Consider the following 23,786-nt stretch of genomic DNA (forward strand, 5'->3'; position numbering starts at 1 on the left):
GCCGTGAGGGCGCTCAGGCGAGGAACGTCTTGAGTTCGTCGACGAGCTTGCGTATGTGGCCGGAGATCACAGGTGTGCCGAGAGTCTTGAAGCGCTCCCGGAACCAGGGGTTGACCTCCTGGCGGCCGGAGCTGGTCACCGAGCCGACGGGGATGAACTTCACCCCGGAGCGGTGGACCGCCTCGATGCCCTCGAAGAGCGGCTGGGAGCGGTCGAATTCGTAGAAGTCCGAGATCCACACCATCACGGTGTTCCGCGGCTCGGCGATCTTCGGGCGGGCCATGGCCATGGCGACCGGCCCGTCGTTGCCGCCGCCGAGATTGGTGCGCAGCAGGGCTTCGAACGGGTCGTTCACCCACGGGGTGAGGTCGATCGCGCGGGTGTCGTAGGCGATCAGATGGACGTCCACCTTGGGCAACCCGGCGAAGATGGACGCCAGGATGGTGCAGTTGACCATCGAGTCGACCATCGAGCCCGACTGGTCGACCACCACGATCAGCCGCTGGGGCGTGGTCCTGCGCGCGGTGTGGCGGTAGAAGAGGCGGTCGACATACAGCCGTTCCTCCTCCGGGCTCCAGTTGGTGAGGTTCTTCCAGATGGTGCGGTCGAGGTCGAGGTTGCGGAACACCCGCTTGGGCGGCACCGAGCGGTCCACGGCGCCGACCGTGGCCTTCTCCACCTGCGTGCGCAGCACGTCGGCCACATCGTCGACGAAGCGGCGGATGAGCGCCTTGGCGTTGGCCAGTGCCACGCCCGACAGGTTGTTCTTGTCCCGCAGCAGCTGCTCGATGAGCGACATGCTGGGCGTCAGCTGCGCGGCGAGCCGAGGGTCGGCGAGCACCTCGCGCAGATGCATCCGCCGGACGAGATCGGCCTCGATGGCGCCCAGTTCGGGGCCGATCAGCGGGATCAGCCGGCCGAGGTCGGGGGTCGCTCCGCCGCCACCCGCGCTCGTCGGGCCCCTGCCCCGGCCCGCGGCTCCTCCGCGACGCCCACCGCGCAGCTCGCCTGGCTCGCAGCCGAGCGCGCGCTCCAGCCACTCCGCGTCGGACTGCCAACGCGACAGCCGCCCGGCGGTGACCGTACCGGAGCCGGCGGCGAAGACGTTGAGCAGCACCTTGGACACCAGCGCCGCACGCCGCACCTCGGCCGGGCGATCGCGCGCTTCGCCGTCGGCCCCGGACTCCGGCTCGGGCACCATGAGGCCCTCGAACTCCGCGGCGAGCTCCGGGTGACGCTGCACGATCGAGTCGACGGACGCCTGGGGGTCCAGGAGTGCGGGTGGCAGACCGATGTCCTCGACGACGGCGATGCTCGCCGACTCCAGCGTCGTCTGTTCCTCGTTGTCGAAAAGGCGGGCCAGCAGCCGCCAGTACAACACCTGGCGCCGGTTGTCGTGGAGGTCCGCCCGGTGGCTGTGTCCCGTGGTCGCGTCGGTCATTTCCGCAGCAGCCTTCCGGCTCGCTCGCGCAGCACCGCTGCGGCGTCGGCGGCGGCCTTCTCCGCCTTGAGGCCCGCCTTGTCGGTCGTGCCTCCGGCCCAGGCGCCCGCCTGGATCGCGACAGCCTTCTTGCGCACGGTGGTCTCGACGGCGAGCGGCTGCAGGACGAACGCCCCGGCGTCCCAGCGGAGCAGTCCGATGCACGCGCTCGACGACGCGACGGCGTCGGCCGTGAGCGGGCCGGCCGAGGGGATGCGGTCCGTGTCGACGGCGAGGGGGCATCCGGCCGCCGTGAATTCCACTGCGTCCTCGTTCCGGACGGTGTAGCCCTCCAGGAACACCGGTACCGCGACGGCGGTGGGATGCCGGTCCAGCGGCGCGGTCGCCGCGGCGTGCGCGGTGGGCAGAGCGACGCGGGCGGTCGCGAAGACCTCGGCGGGCTCACCGAGCCGTGCGTGCTCGTCGTGCCAGACCAGGTCGCCCTCGTCGGTGATCGGCATATCGGCGATGTCCATCGAACGGCCTTCGCCGACAGCCGACAGCAGCGCCATATGGGGCCGCATCAGCTGCCACACGCCCGCCCCGACCACGGTGTCCGGCTTCGGCACCGAGACAGCCGCGCGCACCAGTCGCGGCGCCGTGCCGTCAGCGGGCTCGAACACTGCGTGGACCTGAGCCCGTGCGGCGGTGGCGTGTTCGTGCAGGTCGACGCCGAGGGGCAGGAGGCGGCCGGTGGCGGTGCCGGCCACGGGCACGTCGGCTGCGCCGGGCAGCGTCAGGAGGATCGCACGCGACCACAGGTCGGCCCAGCGACGCTCGGGGATCCGCTCCAGGGTCGCCCCCGGGCAGCAGGCGGCGAGTTCGGCGGCGAATCCGTCGAGGAGGGTGGCCAGGCGGCGCAGGGCCGGGTCCGGAAGCATCGCGGAGACGACGGGCGCCGCCCCGGACACCAGCTCGTGGTCGATGCCCCGCCAGCCGGCCCGCGCCAGCTCCGACAGCCAGGAGCGGGCGGCGGCGAGCACGTTCAGCGATGGCCGCTCCGCGAGGGCCGGGACCGCTCCTTCACCGCGGCTCCGGCCGGTCCACTCGTCGACGCGGTCCATGAGGGCGTCGTGGACCGAGCCCAGCAGCGCGGTGCGGGCCGCGGCGAGAGCGACGTAGTGGTCCTCGCCGGCGGCTCCGGCGGCCGCCTTCTCCGCGGCCTCGGCGACGCCGGACGCCAGCGGTGTGCCCGCAAGGGCGTCGGCGAGCTCGGTCAGATCGGCGGCCTGGGCGGGCCGGGGGCGCAGCAGACCGTCGACGAGGGCCCGGTCGAAGGCGTCCACGGCGGCCATCACCTCGTCCAGGCCCGCGATGGGCTCGGCGAGCAGTCCGGTGTGCTGTCCTTCGGCCGGACCGAGCGGGCGCGCAAGTGCGTCCGCCGCCCCGGCCCTGGTCGGCGGGAACCACTGCATCTCGGGCAACGGCGCCGTGCCGGGGGCGAGTTCGAGGTAGGACAGGTGGCGCAGGAATCGGCTGAAGACAGGGGCCGCGGCCTGGTTGCCGGCCGCCGCGGGGTGTGTGCCCACCATGGTGGCGGCAAGGCTCTCCGCGCTCGCCTCGCCCTCCCCGGTCTCGATCCGCAGACCGCGGGCGACGCGCTCGACGCCGTACTGCAGCACCGCCTCGTTGATCAGAGCCCGGATGTGGTTGCAGAACGAGCCCCGCGCGCCGCCGCAGGGACGGTTGTTGTTGGTGCTGCAGGCGAACGCGTAGGTGCCGGCCGCGACCGACGACACATAGACCCGCTCGATGTCGGATCCGCTGGACACCACGCCCTGCAGGCGTCCGTCGGCCAGCTCGACGAACGGGACTTTCGCGAGCTTGCGCGGCATCGCGGGTGGTACCACCCGCGCCGTGCTCGACTTCTCCCAGCCCGACAACGCACCATCTCCTTTGCGGCAAGGGGGGATTCCCCACCGGCTCGGCGGGACACGGCTGAACCTAGTGGTGACCACTGACAACGCCGCCGGTGCACGGCTCGGCGGCGTCGGCGGTGCCGGGAGTGGCCTCTCGCGCGCACGGCGGGAGGTGCGCATCGCTGCCCGCCTCACCGTCCGCGGCGCCGCCCCTTCACACCTCGGAGCACGTCACCGCCACGCGGGGGCACTTCGGCCGTCATGTGCGGGGCCCGGCGTACGACCGGCGAGCGACTGCGGGCCGTGCCTCGGAGCCCGGATGCTTCGCGACGTGCCTCAGAGCCGCAGGAAGTCCGAGACGGCCTCGGTGAACGCCTCCGGGGCGCAGCGGTGGACCAGGTGGCCGACCGGGATGGTGACCATACGTCCGCCCGGAATGAGCCGGGCCAGTTCGGCGACCGCGTCCTGGGGCATGTGGCTGCTCGGGCCGCCGGCCACGACCAGGGTGTCGGCGGTGATCGCACCGAGCCGCTCCGACCACGCGGGGTCGGGCCTGTCGAGCTGCCTTCTGACCGCCGGGACCACCTCCCAGTCGAAGGAGAGCTCGCCCTCCGGCCTGACCGGGGTGCCCGGCTCCCGGTCGCGAAGTACCGGAACGTCCTCGAGGACGAGTCCGGCCACTCGCCGTGGACGGTCCGCCGCGAACAGAGAGGCGACGACACCGCCCAGCGAGTGGCCGATCAGGTCCACCCGGTCGAGTCCCAGGGTGTCCAGGAAGCCCTGTACATCGCCCTGCATGAGTTCGAGCGCGTAGTCTCCGGGGCGGTCGCTCAGTCCGTGACCGCGGAGGTCGAGGGCGTACACCCGTCGGCTCCGGGCGAGCACGGGCGCCACCGCGTCCCAGTCGGCGGCGCCCTCGCCCAATGCGTGGAGCAGGACGAGCGGCGGAGCGTCCGGCGGGCCCCACACCCGGTAGGCCAGCCGGATCCCGGCCAGATCGACGCTGCGGTGGTCCGTCATGTCCGCAGGCTATGCGACGGGTTCCCCCGGCCGGCCGGGGGTTCGCCGTCGGCCGAACGTCGTCCGGCCCTGCTACCTGTTCAGTGCCCTCATCCCCGCCTCGTCGTAGCGCTCCCCGGCCGGCTCGGGCAACTCGGCTTCGATGCGGGCGAGTTCGTCCTTCGTCAGCTCGACGTCCGTCGCGCCCGCGTTCTGTTCCAGATAGGTGCGGCGCTTGGTGCCCGGGATGGGGACGAGGTCCTCGCCCTGCGCCAGCACCCAGGCGATCGCGAGCTGCGCGGGTGTGACGCCCTTCTCCGCGGCGATCTCCTTCACCTTCTGCGCGAGCCTCAGGTTCGCCTGCAGGTTCTCGCCGGTGAACCGGGGACCGCTGCGGCGGAAGTCCCCTTCGTCCAGCTCGTCGGGAGAGGTGAACCGGCCTGCGAGGAAGCCGCGGCCCAGCGGCGAGTACGGGACGAACCCGATGCCGAGCTCACGGCACGTGGGCAGTACCGCGGCCTCCGGGTCGCGTGACCACATCGAGTACTCGGTCTGTACCGCGGTGATGGGGTGGACGGCGTTCGCTCGACGGATCGTCTCCGCGCTCGCCTCGCTCAGGCCGATATGGCGGACCTTGCCTTCCGCGACGAGTTCGGCCATCGCCCCGACGGTCTCCTCGATCGGCACGTTCGGATCGACGCGGTGCTGGTAGTAGAGGTCGATGTGGTCGGTCCCGAGCCGCTCGAGCGAGCCGTGGATCGAGCTGCGTACATGCTCGGCGGAGCCGTCCTGCCGCCCCACCGTGCTCATGTCGCCCGGAACGGCCTCGTCCATCCGGTAGTTGAACTTCGTGGCGATGACGTACTCGTCGCGGTGTCCCTTGATCGCACGTCCGATCAGCAACTCGTTCGTGAGGGGACCGTAGATCTGGGCGGTGTCGATGAAGTCGACACCCAGCTCGAGGGCGCGCTGGACGGTCTTGACGCCCTCCTCCTGATCGGCGGAGCCGTAGAAGGCGGACATCCCCATGCAGCCGAGCCCGATGGCGGAAACCTCCAGGTCCCCAAGCCTGCGCTGCTTCATGTCGTCCCAGCCTTTCTTGCGATGTCGTCCTGCCGCTCGACGGGCTGCGAGCCCGTCCCTGCGCCGGAACTCGCCGAGCACCGCCTGGCGGCCTCGGGACGAGGGCGGGCCGCTTCGGATGCGCGGCTGCACGACCTCGTGACCGCCTCGCCGGCCCATGGGGGGCGGCGGATCCCGTGGATCGGCGTCCCGGAGTTCCACGGCGTGAACGCTAGGGCTTCGCGTGCACTCCAAGTCAAGCAGCAGGGGGCACCCTCCGCCTCCCTCGCACACGCACCGGCCGCAGCCCTTCGACACCCGCGCGGCACGCCGCCCGCCGCCGCCACCCGGACGGACCAGCAGGGCAGGGCGTGATCGTACGCACCGGCCGACGAGGATCCCGCCGGTCGGACCCCCTGTCGGCGCCGCACGGGGCGCGGCGGCCGCCGGGCGATCTTCGGCCCGTTCGCACACGCTGGTGGCGGGGCCGCCCACACTTGCCATCCGCGCCGCGGGCACCTCCCCACACACGCCGTTCCAGAACGCCACACAAGGAAGTACGGCAATGACATTGACGACGCACGCGCTGATCCCGGCGCTGCAGGATGCCCGGGACGCCCACGCAGCGGTCATCGACAGGTTCAGGGCGGACATGGCCGTGACCCCGGTCGGACCGCACCGCCGGGCCATGGAACACCACCTCGCCGACGCCCACGAATACATGATGCGCATCGACGACCATGTACGTGCCATCCGGCCTCGCCACCTGCTGTCCGACACGACCGCTATCGTCCGCACACTCGTGACGGGCGCCTTCCGTGCGGCCCGCATCCCCATGGAGGCCGGCGCGATGATCGTCGACGGCCTGCTGTACGGCGGTCAACCGGCCGCCGAACGCCGCCTGTTGAAGAACATCGAGGGCGAGTACGCGGCGACCGCCCAGGCGTTGGCGGCCTGCCGGGTCGGTGAGAGCATCGCCGCTCTCGCCGACGACGAACGGGCCATGGACCTGCTGGGCGCGCTGCGCCACCAGGACGAGCAACTGCTGCAGACCCTGGAGAACAGCCTCGAACAGGTCGCCCAGGCCATGGTCGATGCGACTGCCGGGAGCAGCCGGCCGCTCCAGGGCCACAGGATGGACCACCCCGTCGCGGGCCGCCGTGATCAGCTGTGGCCGGACGGCCCGCGCACCGACAGCAGGGTCGAACCGGGAAACGGACCCCGGTCGGTGCCACCGGCCGCCTGGACGAGGTCGGTGCCGCCGGGGCGGGACCGCATGGGGACCACCGGCTGACCCGGGCGCCGGGGCGACGCCCGCCTCCCGTCGGCGGGGGCGGGCCCCCGCGTCAGAAGACGGTGCCCCGTTCGCAGATCCGGCGGGCGACCTCGCGGAGTTTGATGTTGTGTTCCTGCGAGTAGCGGCGCAGGACGTCGAACGCCTTTTCCTCGCTCAGATGATGACTGCCCATCAGGATGCCCATGGCCTCACCGATGGTGTGGCGGGTGGTGAGGGCGTTCTGCAACTGGGCGTGGGTGCGGGCGCTGGAGAAGGCGACCGCGGCGTGGGAGGCCAGCAGCCAGCCGGCGGTCTCGCTGGCCTCGGTGAAGGCGCCGGGATGGAGCGAGTAGAGGTTCAGCGCGCCGAGGTCTTCGTCCTCCGTGAACAGCAGGAAACCCATCATGCTGCCCAGGCCGAGCCTGCGGGCCTCGGGACCGTAGGAGGGCCAGCGGGGCTGCGCGGCGGTGAAGTCGGCGATGCGGAAGACCCGCTCCCCCTCGGAGCTGCGGGCGGCGTCGAAACAAGGGCCCTCGCCGAGTCGCTCCTGGAGCAGGTCGCTCTCGACCACGACTCGGCCGGTGGGTGCCAGGGACTCCGCGCGGCTGCCCTGGAGGATGAGGATGCCGGCCTCGTCGCAGCCCTCCACCAGCTCCGTCGCCGACCCGGTGATCCTGGCCAGCGTGGCATCGACCGAGTCCTGCGCCAGCAGATCGCGCGCCATCGACGCCATCTGCTGACCGAATTCGCGCCAGTCCATACCGGTCCTCCCTCTACCGGGCTTCTCTCCAGCCTGTCACGCGGGAACCGGACCCATCCACGCCGCGATGCGGCCGTCCGGCGGCATACGGGCGGGCAGGGAGCCTCCTCCACACAGCCGGCCGGACGGGGCGTGCCACGGGCACCGCGCCGGACTCCTCGCTCTCGGTGACGGCCAGGCAGGCGGTTCGGCGGCGTGGCCACGGTGTTGCTCCGTACAAGTGGTGCATCCTGCGGCACGGTCGTAGCGTCATCACAGAACCGAGCAGGTACGGGCGCAGGAGTCCGAAGACAGGCGGCCGGGAGCACACATGCGGAGATACACAGTCACCACGGCGGTCGCACTCTGTGCCGTCGCATCGCTCGCGGCGGCCATGGGGCCCGCCTCCGCCTTCCCGGCGGCGGCACCGCCGGCCGCACACGCCGTGCAGCAACAGCCCGCTCTCCCGGTGCTCGTCGACTGCCTGTGGAAGCCGCAGGTGCACCCGGGCGACTTCATGCTGGCCTGCGGCGACGGCAACAGCCGCCTGGCCTCGCTGCGCTGGTCCCACTGGGGTGCGGACTCCGCGGAGGCCACGGGCACCAACCTGGTGAACGACTGCGATCCCTACTGCGCGGCGGGCACGTTCCACTCGTACACGGTCACCGTGCGCCTCGACGACCCGAAGCCCTGGGCGAAGAACCCGAAGATGCAGCAGTTCACCCGGATGAGCCTCGTCTACACGGACGGCAGACCGGACGGGTTCCAGCAGACGATGACCTACCCCCTCTGGAGCTGAGGGAGCCGACTCACCCGCCCGGGTCAACCGAGGTCGCGGCAGACCCCACCCCGCCCGTATGTTCGACAGAGGTGTGGTGCGGTCACACTCGGTGAATCGTCCGGCGGTCCACTCCCGTGGGAGGCAGCCGTGCATCGTGCCGCCGTGCCCGCTGTCGCGCAATGCACCGCCCTGGGGCTGTCCGCCGCGGTCGGTGCGACGGCCGACGGTCACGGCCCCGGCCCGCGCGGCGGCCCGAGCGTCCTGCCGGCGCCGCGCAACGCCACCGGGCCCGGGGAAGGCGGGAACGCCGAGGGCTCGCTCGCCGGTGGTGCGACGACGGCGAGGTCCCCCATCGGTCCCAGGCTCCTCGGCCCACGCGCGGACGAAACCCCCACCCGCACGGCCGCCGTCACGGCCGATGCCACTCCCGGAACCGGGCGGACCCCGCCCTCCGGCTGCACCTCGAACACGGACCGGATCGCGGAGGCCACGGTCACCACCGCACGCCTGAGACACCGCGGCGACGTACGTCGGTGGCCCGACCGCGACAGGGCACAACGCCGGCGCGGGACCGTCGAACCCGTCCCCGGCCTGCCCGGCCGTTGACCCGAGGGCGAAGAAGGAGGCGCGAGATGTCCGACCCGGGGAAAGATCCCACGGCGAAGCGGCTTCAGCACCTTGTCGACGCCGGTTATCCCGACGCGCGGCCCGTCCGGGGCGCGGTGGAGGGTGCCGTCTACCTGGTCGGCCAGGGCCGGGTGGCCAAGGTGTGGGAGCACCGTCACGGATCGGAACTGCTGCGGATGCAGCGCTTCTACGCCGACTCCGCCGGGCACCTGCCCTTCGACGCACCACGGATCCTCGCCGTCCAGGACATCGCCGGCGTGCCGGTCACCGTCGAGCGGGAGCCGATCGGCGAGCCCCTCGCGGTCAAGGTGCGTACCGACGACCCCGAGGTACTGCCCGAAGCGGTCGACTGCCTGGTGGGTGTGCTGCGCGCTCTCGCCGACGCCCACGACGTCGACGAGGTGAAGCGACTGCCCGTGCTGGACGAGGAGCGGCCCCTGTGGGAGGGACACACCGCCTTCGGCACCGCGCTCGCCGATCTCATCGACCGGCGGGTCGGCCGCTGCTCGGGCCTGCTCTCCGCGCGGGTCGCCGACTTCGCGGGCAAGCGCGCCCGTCTCGTGGAGAGACTGCGGTCCCTGCCCGCGACGACCCCCGAGGCGGTCGTGCACGGCGATGTCTTCCCCGAGACCGTCCTAGTGGACGAGGACCTCAAGCCCGTCGCGCTCGTCGACTACGGCTTCCTGTCCACGGGCGGGGACCCACGGTTCGACGCCGCCGTTGCCGCGGCGATCTTTCCGACGTCCGTGGAACACGCGGCGGAGATCACCCGGCGGCTCACCGAGCGGTTCGCCGACGAGTTCGGCTACGAGACCGACGACCTGCTGCTCTACCGCGCCGCCTATGCGATGGCCACGTGCGACGCCTTCGCGCCGGGCGGTGGCGACGACCACTTCGCATGGTGCACGTCCGTGCTCGACGACCCCGCGGTGTGTGAGGTTCTGGCGCGGTGACGCCCGGACGCGGGTACCCGGCCCAGGACCTTCGCCAGCTCGGCACACCGTCCGTTCCCCGGCTCGACCGATCCCCGACGGAGTCCCCGTGAAATTCGGCATCGCGACCTTCATCACCGACCAGGGCATCCGCCCGGCCCCACTCGGCAGGGCTCTGGAGGAACGAGCGTTCGACGCATTGTTCATCGCCGAGCACTCGCACATCCCGGTGGACCGCCGGTCTCCGTATCCCGGCGGCGGTGAGCTGCCGGAGCGGTACTACCGCACCCTCGACCCCTTCGTCGCACTGAGCGCGGTCAGCGCCGTCACCGAGCGGCTGCTGCTGGGCACCGGTATCGCTCTGATCCCGCAGCGCGACCCGATCACCACCGCGAAGGAGGTGGCCTCGCTCGATCTGATCTCGGACGGCCGTGCCGCCTTCGGCATCGGTGTCGGATGGAACCGTGAGGAGATGAGGAACCACGGCGCCGATCCCACGACCCGCGGCCGTCTCACCGACGAGCGGCTGCGCGCCATCGTGGAGCTGTGGACCAAGGAGAAGGCGGAGTTCCACGGTGAGTTCGTGGACTTCGATCCGGTCTTCTCCTGGCCGAAGCCCGTGCAGCGCCCGCACCCGCCGATCTATGTAGGTGGCGGCGAGGGCGCGTTCCCTCGGGTGGCACAACTGGGTGACGCTTGGCTGGCCAACAGCGCGTCGCCCGACGATCTCGGCCCCAGGATCGAACGGCTGCGTTCCCTCGCGGGGCGGGACGTGCCGGTGATGGTGTACGGGGTTCCCGCGGACCCGGGGCAGATCGAGGGCTACCTCGCCCTCGGGGTCGAGCGGCTGCTCTTCTATCTGCCGACGGCACCGGAGCAGGACACGCTGGGGAATCTCGACCGTTTCGCCGAGGTGGCCGCCCGCTACCCCTGAGCCGGCCACGCCGCTCGTCGCGGCGTCGATGTTTACTCACGGCTCGTCGGATCACCCGACGTCATGACACCGGAGTCGAAAGCGACTGGAGTGAGCAGCGGTGGCTGGAGAACAGAAGGCCAAGGCGAAAATGGAAGAGGCCAAGGGCAAGGCCAAGGAGACGGTCGGCCGCGCGGTGGGCAACGAGAAGATGACCGCCGAGGGCCGGGCCGGGAAGGCGAAGGGCAGCGCGCGCCAGGCCAAGGAGAAGACCAAGGACGTCTTCAAGCGCTGACGAGCGGCACCCCTCCCGCAGCGGGGTCGCCTCCTGACCGGGAGGCGACTTTGCTGTGCGCGATTCACGGCACCCGGGCGGTCCACTCCGGGGAGGAGAACTTCGCCGCGGCAAGCTCCTCGGCGCGTTTCAGTTCCTCGGGGGTGACCCCGCCGGTCGCAAGGCCGTAGCGCGCGTCGAAGGACCGGATCATGCGGTCGATGACGGCCTCGCGGGAGAGACCTGTCTGCCTTCGCAGCGGGTCGACGCGCTTCCTGGCACTGCGGATGCCCTTGTCGGACAGCTTCTCCCGGCCGATGCGGAGCACCTCCAGCATCTTGTCGGCGTCGATGTCGTACGACATGGTCACGTGGTGGAGAACGGCGCCCGGCCCGCCGTCCGGGCCGACCACACGCTTCTGGGCGGCTCCGGCGATCTTCCCCGCCTCGGTGGTGATGTCGTTCAGGGGCTGGTACCACGCCTTGATACCCATCTCGTCCAGGGCGCCCAGCACCCAGTCGTCGAGGTAGGCGTAGGAATCGGCGAACGACAGCCCGGACACGAGGGAGGCCGGCACGGAGAGCGAGTACGTGATGGTGTTGCCGGGCTCCACGAACATGGCCCCGCCGCCCGAGATGCGCCGTACCACGCTGATCCCGTGGCGCTCGGCGGCTTCGGCGTCGACCTCGTTCCTCAACGACTGGAAACTGCCGATCACGACGGCCGGTCCGCCCCACTCCCAGACCCGGAGAGTCGGTGGCCGGCGACCCGCGGCGACCTCCTCGGTCAGGACCTCGTCGAGCGCCATGTGCAGGGCGGGCGACTGGGGTCGCTCGTGGATGAGCTGCCAGTCGTAGTCGGTCCAGTCCGTCGCCTGTGCCAGGGCCCGGCGGACCGCGACGGCGACGCCCTCCGCGGTCAGGCCGTACATGACGGTCCCCTCGGGAAGGCCCCGTTCGATCCGCAGGGCGAGCGCGGCCGCCTCCGTGTCGACGGGGGCCCCTTCGAGCGCCTGGTTGACGGCGAGGAGCGCCTCGTCGGGTTCGAGGAAGAAGTCGCCGGCCACCCGGACGTTGCGTAGGACGCCTCCGTGGTCGTCGAGATCGACCACGACCAGCTTGCCACCGGGCACTTTGTACTCGCCGTGCATGATGATCCGCCTTGATCATTCGTCTGATGCCGACACGGTAACGCCGTGGCCGCCCCTGCTGTTCCACGTCGACGGCCCCGGCCGGTGGTGACACCGGCCGGGGCCGATCAGCTGGGTGGCCGTGCCGTGTGCACGGCAGAAACCGGTCACGTGCGGCGGCGCTCACCGCCGCACGGAGGCGTCAGCCCTGGCGAGCCTTGAAGCGGGGGTTCTTCTTGTTGACCACGAAGGTCACCCCCCGGCGGCGCACCACCTGGGCCCCCGGCTTGGACTTCAGCGAGCGCAGAGAGTTGCGCACCTTCATGACTGTCCTCTCTTCCTGGTCCTTCTGGTCGGATGCCGGACCGCGGTCAGCCGCGGACCTCGGCCGCCCGGCCGTAGCGACGCTCGAAGCGCTCGACCCGGCCCGCGGTGTCCACGACCCGCGAGGTGCCCGTGTAGAACGGGTGGCTGGCCGACGAGATCTCGACGTCGATCACCGGGTAGGTGTTGCCGTCCTCCCACTCGACCGTGCGCGTGGTGTGCGCGGTCGAACGGGTCAGAAACGCGAAGCCCGCGGCACGGTCCCGGAAGACGACCGGGCGGGAGTCGGGGTGGATACCGGCCCTCATGGGATGTCCCTCCTCAACGCCTCCGCCGCACGGCGGAGGCGTGGTTCAGCGTTCCTCGCGGAAGAGAACGTGCTCTCCCGCCACCGGGTCGTACTTGCGCAGTACGAGCCGGTCGGGGTCGTTCTGACGGTTCTTGCGCGTCACATACGTGACGCCGGTCCCTGCCGTCGACTTCAGCTTGACGACGGGGCGCAGAGTGCTGCGTGCCATGAGGTCCTCCTTCCGCCGACACTCCGCGGTTTGACCCGCTCATGTCAGTCGCTTTCTGCAACAACCGGGTCCGCCGCCGCATTCCCGGGGTTCCACTCGACCGTTCCGGCGTCCGCACTCATCCCGTGCGTGGCGCCCGACACCCGCCCCGGGCCGGGAACCGGCCGGGGGCGGGGTGGCTCGACCCGTGGTCGTGAAGGGCGGTCGCCTCCTGGCGAAAGGCTCCATGAGGCTTCAGCCGAACGATCGTCCTCATGGGCGGAGGGTGAGGCCCGGGGACACTGTTCCCTTCACCACCACGCGCTGTACAACCGGTCGGGCCCCGCGGACATTCCCGCGCCGGAGTCTCACGGCGGTGGCGGCAGTTGGAGGTGGCGCAGGTCGTCGGGCACCGGACTGGCGGGCCGGAACATCGGAGCCGCCTCCCCGTCCGCGGCCGTCGCGGGGGCGTCCGTGAGCCTCATCCGCTCCCGCAGCCGCCCGTAGAAGTTGGTCGGGGTCAGCCTGACCAGGCGCAGGGGACGCGGGGAGGCAATCACGCCGATCCAGTCGCCGGGCTCGAGGATGGCGCGCGGCTGTCCGTCGACACTGACGGCGGCCCGACCCGAGTGGGGCAGGACGCGCAGGGCGACCGGCTCGTCGGCGTTGGCGATCACCGTACGGTTGAACGCCATGTGCGGAGCGACCGGAGTGAAGACCACGGCGCGCATGCGCGGGGAGAGCACCGGCCCGCCCGCGGCGAAACTGTAGGCCGTCGAGCCGGTCGGGGTCGCCAGGATCACACCGTCGGCCGAGTACGAGGCCAGCAGCCGGCCGGCGAAGTAGACGCCCACACTCACCTGGTGGTCCCGCGCCAGTTTCTCCACGACGATGTCGTTCAGCGCGGTGACGTCCAGGGCGATCCCCCACGGATGGTCCTCCTCCGGATCGGTCTCCGGCTGCGGGGCGGGCAACGCCGGACCCCTGCCGTAGCAGAGGACCGCCTCCTCGGGGGTGGGCACCTCGAGCAGTCTGGACGCCCGCATCGTCAACATCATGCGTTCCTCGCACTCGGACTCGCCCGCGTTCACGGCGTCCAGCGCACGCTCCACGTCGGCGACCGGGGTCTCGGTCAGAAAGCCGACCTTGCCCAGGTCCACGCCCAGCACCCGGATGTCCTTCTGGGCGGCGATGCGCGCTCCGCGCAGGAACGTGCCGTCCCCGCCGAGCGTCACGATGAGATCGGGGCTGCCCGCGGCCTCCACCTCCTCGCGAGGGGTGTGCCGGCTCCCCTGGCCCTGCCACACGTCGATGTCGACGCAGCCGACTCCGTGCCGTGCGCACCACGCCCGCACGGTCTGTGCTCCGGACACCGCCTCCCGGCGGCCTCCGTGCACGACGAGTCCCACCCGGCTGATCGGCATGTCATCTCCCAGCCCTGCCGTCGTGTCTGTAGGCCTGTAAGCCATCGTCACAGTTTCTGCAGGTGACTGCCATGGGATCGGCCCGGCCGGACGGGCGGGCCCGAACCTTCCAAGCCGTCGGCTCCGGCGCGCCGGCCTCGTGTGCCCGGCGGACCGGATCGACCAAAAAATCGAACGCATGATTGAATCTGGCCATGCGGCACAGATTCCCCGGCGGCCTCGACCCGGCTCGGCAGGAGTGGAGCGCGACATACGGGCCGCTCGCCGAACACCGTGGCCGGACCAGAGCGCGGCGGCGCCCGTACCGGCGGGCGACAGCGGCGTTCCGTCACACCCACCGGCAGGAGCGGCAAGGGGCGCCCGCTGTGTGGAGGGCGCCGCGCGAACCCGCAGTGGGGCGGAGGCGCGGACCACGGTTCTGAGCGGGACGGACGAGCTCATGACCGAGCTACCACCGGATCCGGCGCGACTCCGCGCCATCCTGGCGTACCTGGACGAGCGGGTGGCCGAGAACGAGACGGTCGGCATCTACCTGCGGCTTCAGCAGTCCGCGGTGCGCGAGGCGCTCGACCGTGCGCAGGAACAACGGTCCGCGCGACCGCAACCGCGCTCGCAGCGGCGCTCGAGGGCGCCCGCGCTCGGGGCGCCGAACAGCACGGAGGGGGCGTCGGGCTTCGCAGTCGAACGGCAGAAGCGGGCGGTGGGCCCCGAGCCCGCCCGCATTCACACCGCCGACTGCACAAGCGGCGGGGCCAAGCACCCGATCGGCGCCCCGGAGGCCCGGGCGGCGCTGACGGATCCGATGGTCCAGGCGTGCCCCTTCTGCCGTCCGGACGCCGCGCTCGGCATGGACCTCGACTGAGCGCCGCCACGAGCCGCACGGCCGGCCGGAACCCGGCGTCCCCTTCCCCGCGTACACCTGGGGCCGCCGGCCCGACCCCTCAGTCCGAGAAGGCCGAGCCCACGTCGAACCATGTGAGGCCGACGTCGTCGCCGGTGTCCGGGAGGGCCTGCTCGGCCCAGATCACCTTGCCCTGAGGGGTGTAGCGCGTACCCCAGCGCTCGACCATCTGCGAGACCAGGAACAGGCCACGGCCTCCCTCGTCGGTCGTCGCGGCATAACGCAGATGCGGGGAGGTGCTGCTGCCGTCGGCCACCTCGCAGATCAGTGTGCGGTCGCGGATCAGCCGCACATGGATCGGCTCGGAGCCATAGCGGATGGCGTTCGTGATGAGCTCGCTCAGGACGAGCTCCATGCCGAAGCCGAGCTCGGACAGGCCCCACTCCTCGAGCTTGTCGGACAGGGCCACGCGCATGCCGGACACGGCGGCCGGGTCGCACGGCACGTCCCAGTCGGCGACACGGTCGGACGGCAGCGCACGGGTACGGGCGATCAGCAGGGCGACGTCGTCCTTGGGCCGCCCCGTCAGCAGCTCGTCCAGCACGGCCTGGCAGCTGTCCTCCGGCGAACGGTCGGGATGGCCGGCCAGCGCATCGCGCAGCATTTCCATGCCCACGTCCAGATCGCGCCTGCGGTCCTCGATGAGGCCGTCGGTGTAGAGGACGAGCCGGCTGCCTTCCGGCAGCTCCAGTTCGGCCTTCTGGAACGGCATGCCGCCCAGGCCGAGCGGCGGCCCGGCCGGCAGGTCGGGGAACGTGACGCTCCCGTCCGGAAGGACCAGCGCCGGGCTCACATGTCCCGCGCGCGCCATGCTGCAGCAGCGCGTCACCGGGTCGTAGATCGCGTACAGGCAGGTCGCGCCCACCACCCCCGCAGCCTCCGCGCTCGTCTCGTCCTGGTCGATGCGGCCCACCAGGTCGTCCATGTGGCCCAGCAGTTCGTCGGGCGGCAGATCGAGCGTGGAGAAGTTGTGCACCGCCGTCCGCAGCCGTCCCATCGTCGCCGCGGCGTGCAGGCCGTGACCGACGACGTCGCCGACGGCCAGCGCCACCCGGCTCCCGGGGAGCGGTATCACGTCGAACCAGTCTCCGCTGACACCCGACTGCGCCGGCAGATAGCGGTATCCGATCTCCAGCGCGCTCTGCTCTGGCAGGGCGCGCGGCAACAGGCTGCGCTGGAGGGTGACCGCCAGCGCGTGCTCGCGGGTGTACCTGCGGGCGTTGTCGATGCTGACCGCCGCACGGGCCACCAACTCCTCGGCCAGCGACAGCTCCTCGTCGTCGAACGGGAGGTGCCGTTTGGAGCGCCAGAAGTTGGCCATGCCCAGCACCACGCCGCGGGCCCGGATCGGAGCGGTGATGAGCGAGTGGATGCCGTAGTCGATGATCGCCTTGGTGCGCTTGGGGTCCTGCGCGTGCCAGCCCGCGGCGGTCGACAGGTCGGTGACCAGTTCCGAGCGTCCCGTACCCCAGCCGCGCGCCTGGGGTGTCGACGACACGAAGTCGATCAGACGTCCCTTCTCGTAGAGCGGGTGGTCGTTCCGGACCCCGCGCACCGTGGTGCGTCGCAGGTCCGTCGCCGTGGTGGCCGGCTCCTCGCCCTGCAGCACCGCATCGGCGATGTCGACGGTGACGAAGTCGGCGAAGCGGGGTACCGCGACCTTCGCCAGTTCGTCCGCGGTGCGCATCACGTCGAGGGTGGTGCCGATGCTCAGTCCCGCGTCGTACAGCAGCTTGAGCCGCTCACGGGCGACCTCGGCCCTGCCGGACACCGCTTGGAGCTCGGTGGAGTCGCGCAGGGTCACCACCGTTCCCTTGGGACCTCCGTCGCGGTCCGTGGGCCGCTGGTTGACCGCGAGCAGACGCTCGCCGGCGAAGTGCACCTCATCGGTGGCCTCCCGGCCGGAGATGAGCAGCGCGACGATCTCCGGGTCGAGGTCCGGCAACTCCACCACGTGGTGCCCCTCGGCGTCCGCGGGCAGCTCCAGCAGCCGCCGGGCCTCGTCGTTCGCGAGCAGCAGCCGGCCGTCTCCACCGATGATGAGCACCCCTTCGCGTACGGAGTGCAGTACGGCGTCGTGGTGGTCGTACATACGGGTCATCTCGGCCGGAGCCAGGCTGTGGGTCTGACGGCGCAGCCGCCTGCTCACCAGGGCCGTCACTCCGGTGGCCACGACGAGGGCGGCGGCACCGGCACCGAGGATGATCGGCAGTTGCCGGTCCACCTGGCTGGCCACGTTCTTGACCTTCAGCCCGGCCGAGACGAGGGCCACCACCTTGCCGGATGTGTTCTTGACGGGAACGGTGGCCTGCACTTCGTCACCGAGGGGACCGTGCACGCTCTCCGTGTAGACCTTCCCGGCCAGGGAGGGGCCGATGTTGCCCACGAACCGCTGCCCGATCCGGTTGGGCAGGGGATGGGTGTACCGGATGCCCTTGGTGTCCATCACGACGATGAAGTCGACACCCGACGTCTTGCGGCCCGCCTCGGTGAGCGGCTGGAGCACCGCGGACGGGTCGGACGTGCGCAGTGCAGGAAGGATGCCCGGGGAGTGGGCGAAGGTCTGGGCGACGGCGACGGAGCGGCGCTTGGCCTCGGAGCTGGTGTCTCGCTGGGACTGCAGGACGAGCGCGAAGACGGCGCAGACGACGAGGAGTATCACCAGCGCCACCTGCATTACGAACATCTGCCCGGCGACACTTCGAGGGCTCTTGCCGGCCAGGGGACGCAAGAATATACGTCTAAACCGGGCGAGACGGTTCGCCATGGGACATTTCTAGCACCGACCTTCCACGGTGGCCATGGCCTGAGGACAGGAGTGCGTCACCATGCGCCCCCTCCTGCCTCATGAGCACCGTCTGCACCTTCAGTCACATCAGACGCCGAGACATCAGCCGCCTCAGCGAAGGGGGCCGACCCCGGACGGGGGTCCCGCCGCCCCGAAGGAGAGGGCCGGGCCGTCAGGGCACCACCGTGACAGGCCATCGCGCCGCCTTGACGAGACGGACCGCGAGCGAGCCGATGAACCGGTGCCCCGCTTTCTCCGAGGCGCCCACGACCACCGCGTCGGCCCGCAGATCGTCCGCGGTCCGCACAAGACCGGAATAGGGGTCGCCCCGGAACGTGTGGAACTCCCAGCGCAGGTTGCGGTAGACATCGCCCAGCCGCTCGGCATCCCGGCGGGCCTGGGCGCCGATCTCCTCGGCGATCTCGGCCGCGGCTTGCGCCATGACCCCCACGACGCCGGGAGCGGACGAGACCGGAATCGGCTGCACATACACGAGCGCCAGCAGGGCTCCCTGGCGGCGGGCGAGACCCGCCGCGTAGGACGCCGCCCGCCAGGAGGAGTCGGAGCCGTCGACCCCGGCCATGATGACCTTCGGCCCGTCCGTGCCGAGTTCGAAAACGGGGTGCTCCCGCTCCGCGCGGTCGGCCGCTCCCTCACCCTCGCCGGGAGGACCCTCGCCGCTCGGCAGCCCGGGCGCGCCCTGCTCGTCGTCGGTCACACTCCGAGCGTAACCGGCACGGTTGCCCGGAAGTGAGTCCGCCTGACCGCACGGCGGCGCACCTTCGAGGAAGTCGACGACGCCTCCGCCGGCGCGATTGCGGCCCCGCTCGGCGGGGCGCTCCTCACCTGTTCGGCACTGCCCGCGGGAGCGAACGAGTCGCTGCGTGTGCACGGCCCTCCCGGCTCGCCCGGGCCGGAACATGCCGCAGTCCGTGATCACGGTGAGGGACGAGGACCTCGAGGACGCGATGTCCGAGGGGCGCAGGCCCGAGCAGATCTACCGGCCGGCCCGCCCACGGCGGCATGCGGCCGTCCCGCACCGATCGCTCCTGCCCCGCCTGCTCCTCGCTCGTCTGCGGCGAGCAGAACGGCGCGGTCAACCGCTTGGCCGTCGTGTCGACGAACTGTCTGCCGCCGACCTTCCTGACCGGGTTCTTCGGCATGAACTCCACCTGCATGACGGACGAGTCGGAGGACCGGATCGTCTTCCGGTCCCCGGCCGTCGGGTTGCAGGCGGTCGTTCCGCTGATCGCCCTCCATGTGCTGCACCGCACCCGCCGGCGGCGAAGACTGCGCGACAACGGCCCCGACGACAGATGACCCGGGTGCGGTCGGTACCCCGCGGTGCGGACGACCGGCGCCCAGGCGCTCAGGACGGCGCCCGGGCGTCACCGTCAGTGGCCGGCGTTCTGGCCGCCGTCGACATGGAGGATCTCGCCGGTGACGAACGGGGCGTTCTCCAGGTAGAGGACCGCGTCGACGACGTCGCCCACCTCGCCCATCCGCCCGACCGGATGCATCGCGGCGAGCGTCTCGTGGTACTCCTCCGGGTGCATCGGCGTCTTGATGACACCGAGAGCGACGGCGTTGCTGCGCACACCCCGGGTGGCGTACTCGATGGCCAGGGACTTGGTCGCGGACTGCAGCCCGCCCTTGGTCAGCGAGGCCAGCACGGACGGCAGCGAGGAGTCCGCCTGGTCGACCAGGCTGGTGGTGATCTGGACGACGTGGCCTGCACCCTGGCGGACCATCGCCTCGACCGCGAGCTGGGTGATACGGAAGAAGCCGTTCAGGTTGATCCCGGTGACCGCGTCGTAGTCCTCCCGCGTGTACTCGGTGAACGGCTTGGCGACGAAGATGCCGGCGTTGTTGACCAGCGTGTCGATACGGCCGAACCGCTCGAGACCGGCCGCGATGACACGCTCGGCGGTGGCCGGGTCGGCGATGTCGCCCTGGACCGTGACGACATCCGGGTCCTGGGAGGGGGCGATGGTGCGGGAGGTCGCGACGACGGCGTGGCCGAGCTTGCGATAGGCGTCGACAAGACCGGCACCGATGCCCTGCGACGCACCCGTGATGACCGCGACCTTCTGACCCGTGGTGTTCATGACTGTCCTTTCGATCGGGACCGACCACCAGTCGGCGCCGGCCACCCCATAAAAGTAGACGACCGGTCGACAATGTTCCAGCGGCAGAACCCGGCAGCGCACCTGCGCCACCCTCCTGAGCTGCGGTGCGAGGACGCGGCTCACAGCAGGAAGGGAAGCGGTCGCACAGGAAGCGGCACACGGCCGGCTGCGGGCCCGGCACGGCGGTCCGCCGGCTCCCTACGGCGCCCGGAGCCCGGAAAGGAGCAGGTCAACCAGGCGACCCGGCGATGCTCGGAGTAACGTGAAAACAGGCTGGTCAAGCGCAGTCGCCCAGGTCGGGCGTCCGCGCGAGGCTGCGGGCCGCAAGGAGCGACGAATGATCCATTCAGCCGATATCCGCGAGTGGCGCAACCGCGACGTGGTCGACCCGAAGGGGCAGAAGATCGGAGCCCTGGAAGCGGTCTACGTCGACACGACGACCGACGAACCGGCCATGGTCACCGTCCGTACCGGCCTGCCGACACGGCAGCGACTGGTCTTCGTCCCCGTCGACGAAGCGGTCGTCGGACCCGGTTACGTGAAGGTGACACACCCCAAGGGGCTGGTGAAGAAAGCGCCGTCCATGGGCGTGGACGACATTCTGCCGGTCGAGCGGGAAGCAGAGATCTTCCAGCACTACGACAGGGCCTATGCGCCCGGCGCCCACCACGGACGCCGGCTCGCACGCCGCTGAAACGACCCGTCCGTCGGCCGGCCCGGATGCGGGTCGGCCGTGTGTCCATGCCTGGGCGCACCCGCTGCGCCCGGGCTTCAAGGTCGCGGGGGGAGCAACGCGGCCGGCTGGCGTCCGCCGGGGAACACCAGGGTCGCCCACACGGCGTTTCCCATGGTGAGCGCCGAACGATCCGCCCCCCAGGACTCCGCCATCTCCTGCACGAGCAGCAGACCCCGGCCGCACTCGTCGTCACTGCCCGGCCGGCGCCGCGGCAGGTCGCGGCCGGTGAGGTCCTCGTCGTGGACCTCCAGGCGCAGCCGTGTGTCCGCAACGAGCTGGGCTCCGCACAGGATGCGGGTGCTGAGCGTGTGGATGACCGCGTTCGTGACCAGTTCGGACACGAGCAGAACGGCGTCGCCGACGACGTCCGCGGGCAGTCGCCGCGAGGCCAGCCACGCCTCCACGGAGTGCCGGGCGACCCGGACGCTGGACCGGTGCGAGGGGAGCTCCAGCCAGTGCGCCCGGTGAGGACCGGCCGTCTCTAAGAGCTGGGGCGAGGCAGGCGTGTGGGGGGACACGGCGGGCGCCTTCCATGCGGGGTGGCAGACGGGGAGGGTGAGCGACGGGCCGGTCCCGAGGAGGTCGTCCTGCGGGCTGCAACTCGAATGCGGATGCACGCCAACCCCCTTGGATGAAGGGGACGTTGACGAAGCGGTCGGGCTCGCACCAGCGAGAGGGCTCACAGAAGTAATCATGCTCGCAGGCGAGTTCACACTGCAACCGCATCCCTGATAATTTCAGGATGACGGTATGGGCCTGGCGGCATCAGCAAGTCGCTGTCAGACTCATACTGGTGACAGTCCCTCAGGAGGTAGGGCGTGAGCGAGGCTCGTTCGGGTTCCGGCACCAGTGCACCCACCGTTCTGCGCATGATCCTCGGCCGACGGCTGCAGGACCGGCGGCAGGGCGCGGGGGTGTCGCTGGAGGATGCCGCCAAGGCCTTGCGTGTGAAGTCGCTGACCATCCGCCGTCTGGAGAAGGCGGAGGTCGGTCTCAAGCCGCTGTATGTGGAAAAGCTGCTGGAGACCTACGGGGCCGATCAGCAGGAGATCGACGAGTTCGTCGCCCTCGCCGAACAGGCCAACGAGCCCGGCTGGTGGCACGCGTACCGCGATGTACTGCCCAACTGGTTCACCGCGTACGTGAGCCTGGAGACCGGCGCGAAGACCCTGCGCACCTATGAGCCCCACTACGTCACGGGGCTGCTCCAGACCCACGGGTACGCACGCGCCGTTCTGCGCGGGGGTTTCCCGAACGAGAACGAAGAGGACCTCCAGCGGCGTGTGGATCTGCGCCTGCACCGCCAGAGGCTGCTGGAGGGCTCGGACGCGCCGACCCTCTGGGTGGTGATGGAGGAGGCCGTGCTCCACCGGGTGGTGGGCGGTGCCGAGGTGATGCGCGAGCAGATCGACCGGCTCCTCGAGGTCTCGGAGCTCGACCACATCAGCCTCGATGTCGTCCCGTTCACCGCGGGTGCCCACGTGGGCGCGTGCGCGCCGTTCACCTATTTCCGGTTCGAGGAGCCGGAACTCCCCGACATCGTCTACAGCGAGATCCTCTCCGCCTCCGTGTACCTGGACCAGCGCTCGGACGTCGTGGCGCATCTGGAGGCGCACAACCGGATGTCCCTGCTGACCTCGTCCGCGGACAGCAAGGCGCTCTTGAACCGTATGCGCAAGGAGTACTCATGAGCACCTTCGACAGCCTTGTCTACAACGGTATGCCCGCGTCGGACCTCGGCGAGCAGGGCTGGGAGTGCCCGTGGAGCGGCCCCAACGGGGGCCAGTGCGTGGAAGCGAAGCAACTGGCGGACGGCCGTGTCGCGGTGCGGCAGTCGACCGATCCGGCCGGCCCCGCGCTGATCTACACACCGCAGGAGATCGCCGCGTTCGTCGCGGGGGTCAAGAAGGGCCTGGCCGACCACCTGGCGGCCGGTTGAACCACCCGATGAGCGGCGAGGATCCCGGCCGGCCCCGGCCTCGACCCGCCCGCACGCCCGACACACCACCGAAAGGGAGATGATGACCAACTCGCACGCCGCGCGGGGCATCGACACGAGCAGGCCGCACTCGGCCCGCATGTACGACTACTACCTCGGCGGCAAGGACCACTTCGAGGTCGACAAGCAGGCCGCCGAGACCGTCGCGACCGCCTACCCGGGCATCTTCGTCTGCGCTCGGGAGAACCGGGCCTTCATGCACCGCGCCACCCGCGTCCTGGCCCGGGAGCACGGCATCCGGCAGTGGCTGGACATCGGCACCGGCATCCCCACCGAGCCGAACCTGCACCAGGTGGCGCAGTCGGTGGTTCCCGACGCCCGCGTGGTCTACGCGGACAACGACCCGCTCGTCCTCAAGTACGCCGAGCGCCTGATGCGGAGCACCCCGCAGGGCCGCACGACCTACATCGAGGCGGACGCCAACGAGCCCGAGACCCTGCTGACCGCACCCGAGTTGGCCGAGGTGCTCGACCTGAGCCGTCCGGTGGCCCTGTCGCTGAACGCGCTGATGCACTTCATCACCGACGCGCAGGACCCGTACGGGATCGTGGGCCGCCTGCTGGAGGTCCTGCCCTCCGGAAGCGCCCTGGCGCTGAGCCACTGCACGCCCGACTTCGACCCACAGACCTGGGAGAAGGTCACCGCCATCTACACGGGGGCGGGGACGCCGGTGCAGTTCCGGGCCCAGAAGGACGTCGCCCGCTTCTTCGACGGACTCGAACTGCTCGACCCGGGCATCGCCGTCGGGCACCGCTGGCGCCCCGAAGCCGCACAGGGGAACACCGGCACGGACGAGCCGCCCACGGACGCCCAGGTCAGCCTGTGGGTCGGAGTCGGCATCAAGCCGTAGCGAACAGCGGCAGGACGAGATGGACCGGTCGGAAGGGACGTGGCACATGTCGGCGAAGAACTCGGCG

At 70.9% G+C, this 23,786-nt stretch carries 26 protein-coding genes; 12 read left to right on the forward strand and 14 right to left on the reverse strand.

Annotated elements, in window-relative coordinates:
* Window positions 1-13: 13 nt before the first annotated feature.
* The 4 genes from ACSHXN_RS04935 to ACSHXN_RS04950 form a co-directional block, all read right to left on the reverse strand.
* A complete protein-coding gene (locus ACSHXN_RS04935) occupies window positions 14-1,441 on the reverse strand; it encodes a VWA domain-containing protein (protein ID WP_438302712.1) in 1,428 nt (475 codons plus the stop codon).
* Window positions 1,438-2,775, reverse strand: a complete 1,338-nt coding sequence (locus ACSHXN_RS04940; protein WP_438306429.1) for a hypothetical protein — start codon at window positions 2,773-2,775, stop codon at window positions 1,438-1,440. Before ACSHXN_RS04940 ends, ACSHXN_RS04935 begins: the two co-directional genes overlap by 4 nt.
* A gap of 900 nt (window positions 2,776-3,675) precedes the next feature.
* Entirely contained in the window at window positions 3,676-4,359 is a 684-nt protein-coding gene (locus ACSHXN_RS04945; protein WP_355137975.1) for an alpha/beta fold hydrolase, read from the reverse strand.
* A 72-nt stretch (window positions 4,360-4,431) separates the two neighbouring features.
* Window positions 4,432-5,421 (reverse strand): aldo/keto reductase, encoded by a 990-nt coding sequence (locus ACSHXN_RS04950; RefSeq protein WP_438302713.1) that lies wholly within the window; start codon window positions 5,419-5,421, stop codon window positions 4,432-4,434.
* Window positions 5,422-5,965: 544 nt separating this feature from the next.
* Here ACSHXN_RS04950 and ACSHXN_RS04955 point away from each other — a divergent pair.
* The gene (locus ACSHXN_RS04955; protein WP_355137979.1) at window positions 5,966-6,694 is read left to right on the forward strand and encodes a hypothetical protein; all 729 of its coding nucleotides are present in this window, start codon (window positions 5,966-5,968) and stop codon (window positions 6,692-6,694) included.
* 52 nt (window positions 6,695-6,746) lie between these two features.
* Here the strand turns inward: ACSHXN_RS04955 and ACSHXN_RS04960 are convergent, their stop codons facing one another.
* Window positions 6,747-7,436: a GAF and ANTAR domain-containing protein gene (locus ACSHXN_RS04960; RefSeq protein WP_355137981.1), complete on the reverse strand. Its 690-nt coding sequence runs from the start codon at window positions 7,434-7,436 to the stop codon at window positions 6,747-6,749.
* A 310-nt stretch (window positions 7,437-7,746) separates the two neighbouring features.
* Between ACSHXN_RS04960 and ACSHXN_RS04965 the strand changes: the two genes are divergently transcribed.
* The 5 genes from ACSHXN_RS04965 to ACSHXN_RS04985 all read left to right on the forward strand — a co-directional run bounded on the left by ACSHXN_RS04965 (window position 7,747) and on the right by ACSHXN_RS04985 (window position 10,963).
* A complete protein-coding gene (locus tag ACSHXN_RS04965) occupies window positions 7,747-8,214 on the forward strand; it encodes a hypothetical protein (RefSeq protein ID WP_355137983.1) in 468 nt (155 codons plus the stop codon).
* Window positions 8,215-8,358: 144 nt separating this feature from the next.
* On the forward strand, window positions 8,359-8,802 hold the full coding sequence (locus tag ACSHXN_RS04970) for a hypothetical protein (protein ID WP_438302714.1): 444 nt from the start codon (window positions 8,359-8,361) through the stop codon (window positions 8,800-8,802).
* Window positions 8,803-8,828: 26 nt separating this feature from the next.
* Window positions 8,829-9,776: an aminoglycoside phosphotransferase family protein gene (locus tag ACSHXN_RS04975; RefSeq protein WP_355137987.1), complete on the forward strand. Its 948-nt coding sequence runs from the start codon at window positions 8,829-8,831 to the stop codon at window positions 9,774-9,776.
* Window positions 9,777-9,864: 88 nt separating this feature from the next.
* The gene (locus ACSHXN_RS04980) at window positions 9,865-10,689 is read left to right on the forward strand and encodes an LLM class F420-dependent oxidoreductase (protein WP_355137989.1); all 825 of its coding nucleotides are present in this window, start codon (window positions 9,865-9,867) and stop codon (window positions 10,687-10,689) included.
* Window positions 10,690-10,789: 100 nt separating this feature from the next.
* Window positions 10,790-10,963 (forward strand): CsbD family protein, encoded by a 174-nt coding sequence (locus tag ACSHXN_RS04985; protein WP_355137991.1) that lies wholly within the window; start codon window positions 10,790-10,792, stop codon window positions 10,961-10,963.
* Between the two features lie 64 nt (window positions 10,964-11,027).
* Here ACSHXN_RS04985 and ACSHXN_RS04990 read toward each other — a convergent pair whose 3' ends face one another.
* From ACSHXN_RS04990 to ACSHXN_RS05010, 5 genes are all read right to left on the reverse strand, one after another.
* Window positions 11,028-12,092 (reverse strand): lipoate--protein ligase family protein, encoded by a 1,065-nt coding sequence (locus ACSHXN_RS04990; RefSeq protein WP_356110306.1) that lies wholly within the window; start codon window positions 12,090-12,092, stop codon window positions 11,028-11,030.
* A 181-nt stretch (window positions 12,093-12,273) separates the two neighbouring features.
* On the reverse strand, window positions 12,274-12,396 hold the full coding sequence (gene ykgO / locus ACSHXN_RS04995; protein ID WP_059128114.1) for a type B 50S ribosomal protein L36: 123 nt from the start codon (window positions 12,394-12,396) through the stop codon (window positions 12,274-12,276).
* 46 nt (window positions 12,397-12,442) lie between these two features.
* Window positions 12,443-12,703, reverse strand: coding sequence for a type B 50S ribosomal protein L31 (locus ACSHXN_RS05000; RefSeq protein ID WP_355137995.1), 261 nt, complete (start codon window positions 12,701-12,703; stop codon window positions 12,443-12,445).
* Between the two features lie 45 nt (window positions 12,704-12,748).
* Window positions 12,749-12,913 carry a 50S ribosomal protein L33 gene (gene rpmG / locus ACSHXN_RS05005; RefSeq protein WP_355137997.1) on the reverse strand — a complete coding sequence of 55 codons (165 nt, stop codon included), beginning with the start codon at window positions 12,911-12,913 and terminating at the stop codon, window positions 12,749-12,751.
* 347 nt (window positions 12,914-13,260) lie between these two features.
* A complete protein-coding gene (locus ACSHXN_RS05010) occupies window positions 13,261-14,316 on the reverse strand; it encodes an NAD(+)/NADH kinase (protein WP_355137999.1) in 1,056 nt (351 codons plus the stop codon).
* Between the two features lie 439 nt (window positions 14,317-14,755).
* Here ACSHXN_RS05010 and ACSHXN_RS05015 point away from each other — a divergent pair, with 439 nt between their 5' ends.
* A complete protein-coding gene (locus tag ACSHXN_RS05015) occupies window positions 14,756-15,178 on the forward strand; it encodes a DUF6233 domain-containing protein (RefSeq protein ID WP_356110312.1) in 423 nt (140 codons plus the stop codon).
* Window positions 15,179-15,257: 79 nt separating this feature from the next.
* Here ACSHXN_RS05015 and ACSHXN_RS05020 read toward each other — a convergent pair whose 3' ends face one another.
* Both ACSHXN_RS05020 and ACSHXN_RS05025 read right to left on the reverse strand, forming a co-directional pair.
* The gene (locus ACSHXN_RS05020) at window positions 15,258-17,903 is read right to left on the reverse strand and encodes a SpoIIE family protein phosphatase (RefSeq protein ID WP_355138003.1); all 2,646 of its coding nucleotides are present in this window, start codon (window positions 17,901-17,903) and stop codon (window positions 15,258-15,260) included.
* 274 nt (window positions 17,904-18,177) lie between these two features.
* Entirely contained in the window at window positions 18,178-18,588 is a 411-nt protein-coding gene (locus ACSHXN_RS05025; RefSeq protein WP_355138033.1) for a universal stress protein, read from the reverse strand.
* Window positions 18,589-19,028: 440 nt separating this feature from the next.
* On the opposite strand from ACSHXN_RS05025, the gene ACSHXN_RS05030 reads away from it, so the two are divergent.
* Window positions 19,029-19,325: a CorA family divalent cation transporter gene (locus ACSHXN_RS05030; RefSeq protein ID WP_438302715.1), complete on the forward strand. Its 297-nt coding sequence runs from the start codon at window positions 19,029-19,031 to the stop codon at window positions 19,323-19,325.
* Between the two features lie 74 nt (window positions 19,326-19,399).
* On the opposite strand, the gene ACSHXN_RS05035 is transcribed toward ACSHXN_RS05030, so the two are convergent.
* A complete protein-coding gene (locus tag ACSHXN_RS05035; RefSeq protein WP_355138007.1) occupies window positions 19,400-20,113 on the reverse strand; it encodes an SDR family NAD(P)-dependent oxidoreductase in 714 nt (237 codons plus the stop codon).
* Window positions 20,114-20,471: 358 nt separating this feature from the next.
* Here ACSHXN_RS05035 and ACSHXN_RS05040 point away from each other — a divergent pair, with 358 nt between their 5' ends.
* Entirely contained in the window at window positions 20,472-20,828 is a 357-nt protein-coding gene (locus tag ACSHXN_RS05040; protein ID WP_331263605.1) for a PRC-barrel domain-containing protein, read from the forward strand.
* A 77-nt stretch (window positions 20,829-20,905) separates the two neighbouring features.
* On the opposite strand, the gene ACSHXN_RS05045 is transcribed toward ACSHXN_RS05040, so the two are convergent.
* Entirely contained in the window at window positions 20,906-21,274 is a 369-nt protein-coding gene (locus ACSHXN_RS05045) for an ATP-binding protein (protein ID WP_355138009.1), read from the reverse strand.
* Between the two features lie 414 nt (window positions 21,275-21,688).
* Between ACSHXN_RS05045 and ACSHXN_RS05050 the strand changes: the two genes are divergently transcribed.
* From ACSHXN_RS05050 to ACSHXN_RS05060, 3 genes are all read left to right on the forward strand, one after another.
* Complete coding sequence (locus tag ACSHXN_RS05050; protein WP_355138011.1) at window positions 21,689-22,561, forward strand: helix-turn-helix domain-containing protein; 873 nt, start codon at window positions 21,689-21,691, stop codon at window positions 22,559-22,561.
* On the forward strand, window positions 22,558-22,809 hold the full coding sequence (locus ACSHXN_RS05055; RefSeq protein WP_059128104.1) for a DUF397 domain-containing protein: 252 nt from the start codon (window positions 22,558-22,560) through the stop codon (window positions 22,807-22,809). The genes ACSHXN_RS05050 and ACSHXN_RS05055 overlap by 4 nt, the downstream gene beginning before the upstream one ends.
* 82 nt (window positions 22,810-22,891) lie before the next feature.
* A complete protein-coding gene (locus ACSHXN_RS05060) occupies window positions 22,892-23,719 on the forward strand; it encodes an SAM-dependent methyltransferase (protein ID WP_438306430.1) in 828 nt (275 codons plus the stop codon).
* Window positions 23,720-23,786: the final 67 nt, after the last annotated feature.

This window comes from Streptomyces sp. HUAS TT11, from assembly GCF_051553595.1.
Lineage (GTDB): Bacteria > Actinomycetota > Actinomycetes > Streptomycetales > Streptomycetaceae > Streptomyces.

Coding starts and splice junctions, on each gene's coding strand:
- ACSHXN_RS05040 (WP_331263605.1), top strand. CDS start 20,472: ATGATCCATTCAGCCGATATCCGCGAGTGGCGCAACCGCGACGTGGTC.
- ACSHXN_RS04960 (WP_355137981.1), bottom strand. CDS start 7,436: ATGGACTGGCGCGAATTCGGTCAGCAGATGGCGTCGATGGCGCGCGAT.
- ACSHXN_RS04955 (WP_355137979.1), top strand. CDS start 5,966: ATGACATTGACGACGCACGCGCTGATCCCGGCGCTGCAGGATGCCCGG.
- ACSHXN_RS05010 (WP_355137999.1), bottom strand. CDS start 14,316: ATGCCGATCAGCCGGGTGGGACTCGTCGTGCACGGAGGCCGCCGGGAG.
- ACSHXN_RS05020 (WP_355138003.1), bottom strand. CDS start 17,903: ATGTTCGTAATGCAGGTGGCGCTGGTGATACTCCTCGTCGTCTGCGCC.
- ACSHXN_RS05025 (WP_355138033.1), bottom strand. CDS start 18,588: ATGGCCGGGGTCGACGGCTCCGACTCCTCCTGGCGGGCGGCGTCCTAC.
- ACSHXN_RS04935 (WP_438302712.1), bottom strand. CDS start 1,441: ATGACCGACGCGACCACGGGACACAGCCACCGGGCGGACCTCCACGAC.
- ykgO (WP_059128114.1), bottom strand. CDS start 12,396: ATGAAGGTGCGCAACTCTCTGCGCTCGCTGAAGTCCAAGCCGGGGGCC.
- ACSHXN_RS04940 (WP_438306429.1), bottom strand. CDS start 2,775: ATGGCCGCCGTGGACGCCTTCGACCGGGCCCTCGTCGACGGTCTGCTG.
- ACSHXN_RS04975 (WP_355137987.1), top strand. CDS start 8,829: ATGTCCGACCCGGGGAAAGATCCCACGGCGAAGCGGCTTCAGCACCTT.
- ACSHXN_RS05060 (WP_438306430.1), top strand. CDS start 22,892: ATGACCAACTCGCACGCCGCGCGGGGCATCGACACGAGCAGGCCGCAC.
- ACSHXN_RS05015 (WP_356110312.1), top strand. CDS start 14,756: ATGACCGAGCTACCACCGGATCCGGCGCGACTCCGCGCCATCCTGGCG.
- ACSHXN_RS04950 (WP_438302713.1), bottom strand. CDS start 5,421: ATGAAGCAGCGCAGGCTTGGGGACCTGGAGGTTTCCGCCATCGGGCTC.
- ACSHXN_RS05000 (WP_355137995.1), bottom strand. CDS start 12,703: ATGAGGGCCGGTATCCACCCCGACTCCCGCCCGGTCGTCTTCCGGGAC.
- ACSHXN_RS05055 (WP_059128104.1), top strand. CDS start 22,558: ATGAGCACCTTCGACAGCCTTGTCTACAACGGTATGCCCGCGTCGGAC.
- ACSHXN_RS04945 (WP_355137975.1), bottom strand. CDS start 4,359: ATGACGGACCACCGCAGCGTCGATCTGGCCGGGATCCGGCTGGCCTAC.
- ACSHXN_RS04990 (WP_356110306.1), bottom strand. CDS start 12,092: ATGCACGGCGAGTACAAAGTGCCCGGTGGCAAGCTGGTCGTGGTCGAT.
- ACSHXN_RS05030 (WP_438302715.1), top strand. CDS start 19,029: ATGCGGCCGTCCCGCACCGATCGCTCCTGCCCCGCCTGCTCCTCGCTC.
- ACSHXN_RS05035 (WP_355138007.1), bottom strand. CDS start 20,113: ATGAACACCACGGGTCAGAAGGTCGCGGTCATCACGGGTGCGTCGCAG.
- ACSHXN_RS04965 (WP_355137983.1), top strand. CDS start 7,747: ATGCGGAGATACACAGTCACCACGGCGGTCGCACTCTGTGCCGTCGCA.
- rpmG (WP_355137997.1), bottom strand. CDS start 12,913: ATGGCACGCAGCACTCTGCGCCCCGTCGTCAAGCTGAAGTCGACGGCA.